The 1,560-nt window shown below is 42.5% G+C and carries 1 protein-coding gene; it reads left to right on the top strand.

Annotated elements, in window-relative coordinates:
• Nucleotides 1–244: 244 nt before the first annotated feature.
• A partial coding sequence (gene istA, locus RM529_RS17250; RefSeq protein ID WP_311485985.1) for an IS21 family transposase occupies nt 245–1,560 on the top strand: 1,316 nt, incomplete at its 3' end.

The raw sequence follows: 1,560 nt of genomic DNA, 5'->3' as shown, positions 1-1,560 counted from the left end.
TGGATACACTGGAGCATGCTGACCCCCCTAAAGCCCAGACAATAGGTAGCTGCCGTTCTGGCGGATGCTGACCCCTCTTAGAAAAAATAAGATAGCTAAATTTTAGATTATTCCGGAGCATGTTGACCCCTCTGGATGATTTATTTGGGAGCATGTTGACCCCCCTTGGCTATTTTTTTTCTGGTTTTGGTTTATTTGGTGAATACCATCAAAAAGATAATTAATGGCTGGAAAACCAAAACCAATGAGTCAAGTAAAACAAATACTTCGCCTGCACCAACAGGGAAAAGGAAAAAAAACCATTGCCAAGGCCCTGTCTATCAGTAGAAATACTGTGAAAGATTATATTCAAAAAGCTATAGAAAGCAATATCTTAATAGATGTTTTATTGGCTTTGGAAGATCCTGTATTAGAGGGAAAATTATGTTCTGGAAACCCTGCCTACAAAGACGATCGTTACGATCAGCTCAAACCCCAACTGGATTATTTTAGCAAAGAACTCAAGAAAGTAGGTGTTAACCGCCAAGTGCTGTGGGAAGAATATAAAGCTGGCAACTCCAATCCTTACAGCTACGGCCAGTTCTGTTACCATATTCAGCAATACCTGCGCAGTGGCAAACCATCCATGGTACTGGACCATAGACCAGGTGATAAACTGTATGTGGATTTTGCTGGGAAACTCTTATTTTATGTTGACAGGCAGACCGGAGAAGAAATTAAAGTTCAGATTTTTGTGGCCTGCCTGCCGTATTCCGACTATTGCTTCGCTATGGCTGTACCCAGCCAAAAGATGGAAGATTTTATTTATGCCCTGGGTTGTTGTTTAAAGGATCTTGGCGGAGTACCGCAAACCCTGGTCCCGGATAACCTTAAAGCTGCCGTAATTAAAGCCGATTCCTATGAACCAGATATAAACCAGGCCATGGAGGATTTTGCCAATCATTTTGGAACTTCGGTGACTCCAACGCGTCCCAGAAAACCTCAGGATAAAGGTTTAGTGGAGAACCAAGTGAAGCTTATCTATAGCCGGGTATACGCTAAACTTCGCAACCTTACTTTTTTTGATCTTCCTTCACTGAACCAGGCTATTGCCCAGAAAGTTAAAGATCATAACCAAACCCGTATGCAGCAAAAAGAATACTGTAGGGAAGAGAAATTCCTGGCTGATGAGAAACATACCCTACAGCCTTTGCCTGCAGAACCTTTCGAGATCAAGTACTATAGAGAGCATAAGGTAGCCAAAAACAATCATATCTACCTGGGTATGGATAAGCATTATTACAGCGTACCCTTCACCTATATCGGGATGAAAGTTAAGGTGATCTACACCCGATCCCTGGTAAAGATATACCACAAAGCCAATCTGATTGCCACACATCCCAGGAACCACCGGAAAGGCGGGTATACCACCCGCAAGGAACATCTGTGTTCTCATCATCAGTACTACAAAGAACGAAGCCCTACGTATTACATGCAACGCGGCTACAATCATTCAGAGACCCTGTATCAGTATATGGAGGCTTTATTCAAACAAGATAAATATCCCGAGCAACTTTACAA

Origin of the sequence: Autumnicola edwardsiae (assembly GCF_031846505.1) — a bacterium.
In the GTDB taxonomy this organism is placed as follows: domain Bacteria; phylum Bacteroidota; class Bacteroidia; order Flavobacteriales; family Flavobacteriaceae; genus Autumnicola; species Autumnicola edwardsiae.
The sequence above is the reverse complement of the archived record's forward strand: the minus strand, read 5'-3'. Positions and strand labels throughout refer to the sequence as shown.